We start from the raw sequence: 1,685 nt of genomic DNA, 5'->3' as shown, positions 1-1,685 counted from the left end.
TTCATCGAATTTTGACCCACGTGATTGAATGCCCTGCTCAATCTTTGAGCAGGGGATACAAAGGTGATCACGGTGGGCATATTGGCCAAGATCAGGCGGATGTATTTCCGCGAGAAGGTCCCACTGCGCGAGATTGCGCGGCGTACGGGCCTGTCCCGAAACACGGTGCGCCGCTGGCTGCGGCAGACTGATGCTGTCGAGCCGAAGTATCCGAAGCGCGTCAGCCCGAGCGTCATCGACGACTGGGCCGCACAGCTGACAGGTTGGCTGCGTGCCGACAGTCATCGCCCGAAGCGTGACCGGCGCACCGCCCGGTTCATGTTCGAGGCGATCCGCGCCGAGGGTTACGCCGGCAGCTACGGCCGGGTGAGCGCGTTCGTGAGGCGTTGGCACGAGGAGCAGGCTGAGGCGCCTCGCAGGAAGGCCTTCGTGCCGCTCGCCTTCGAACCCGGCGAAGCCTTCCAGTTTGACTGGAGCTGCGAATACGCGTTTGTTGGCGGGCTACGGCGACGCCTGGAGGTCGCCCACGTCAAACTTAACTCCAGCCGCGCGTTCTGGCTCGTCGCCTATCCCACACAGAGTCACGAGATGCTGTTCGATGCGCACGCCCGCGCGTTCGCCGCGTTCGGCGGCGTGCCGCGGCGCGGCATCTACGACAACATGAAGACCGCCGTGGACAAGGTTGGCCGCGGCAAGGAGCGTGCGGTCAACGCGCGCTTCGAAGCGATGTGCAGTCACTACCTGTTCGAGCCGGAGTTCTGCAACCGGGCTGCAGGCTGGGAGAAAGGCATCGTCGAGAAGAACGTTCAGGACCGGCGACGTCAGATCTGGCACGAAGCAGCGCTACGGCGCTGGGAAACGCTGGAGATCCTGAACGAATGGGTCGCTGGTCAGTGTCGTGAGGCGTGGCACATGCGGCACCCGCAGTGGCCTGAGCTGACAGTCGAGGATGTGCTGCAGGACGAGCGTACCCGGCTGATGCCCAATCCACGGCCGTTCGACGGCTACATCGAGCAGACCCTGCGAGTCTCGTCGACCAGCCTGATTCACTTCCAACGCAACCGCTACAGCGTGCCCACCGAGTACACGAACCAGTTGGTGAGCGTGCGCTGCTATCCGGCATATCTCAGCGTCGTCGCCAACGCCCAGGAGATCGCACGCCACGAACGCAGCTTCGAGCGGCACATGACCTTCTACGATTGGCGCCACTACGTCACGTTGGTCGAGCGCAAACCCGGCGCACTGCGCAACGGCGCGCCGTTCATCACGATGCCGCAGCCGCTGCAACTGCTGCAGCGGCATCTGCTGAAACACCCGGGCGGCGATCGCGTCATGACGCAGGTGCTCGCTGCGGTGCGCGAACACGGGCTCGATGCGGTGCTGCTCGCCGTACAGGCTGCGCTGGATTCAGGACGCCCCAGCGCAGAGCACGTCCTGAACGTGCTGAGCCGGCTGAAGGCGCCCGTCACGAATGGCAGCCTCGCCACGACGAAACTCCAGCTCAAGGAAGAGCCCGCGGCCGACGTGAACCGTTACGAGACGCTGCGTGCCAACCCACCGGAGGATCGTCATGTCTAACGATATCGCGGCCCAGCTCAAGGGTCTTAAACTGCACGGCATGGCGAGCACGTGGCCGGAGCTGCTCGCGCAGTCGCGCCACACTGACTTCGAGCCGGAGCGCTTCA

Annotated in this window: 1 protein-coding gene; it reads left to right on the top strand. The window is 64.2% G+C overall.

Features of this window, described 5'->3' with window-relative positions; translation table 11 throughout:
• Nucleotides 1-72 precede the first annotated feature (72 nt).
• Nucleotides 73-1,578 carry an IS21 family transposase gene (istA, locus tag ABZ208_RS39015; protein WP_132020947.1) on the top strand — a complete coding sequence of 502 codons (1,506 nt, stop codon included), beginning with the start codon at nucleotides 73-75 and terminating at the stop codon, nucleotides 1,576-1,578.
• The last annotated feature ends 107 nt before the right edge of the window (nucleotides 1,579-1,685 follow it).

This window comes from Streptomyces sp. NPDC006208, assembly GCF_040613775.1.
Lineage (GTDB): Bacteria > Actinomycetota > Actinomycetes > Streptomycetales > Streptomycetaceae > Streptomyces.
The sequence above is the reverse complement of the archived record's forward strand: the minus strand, read 5'-3'. Positions and strand labels throughout refer to the sequence as shown.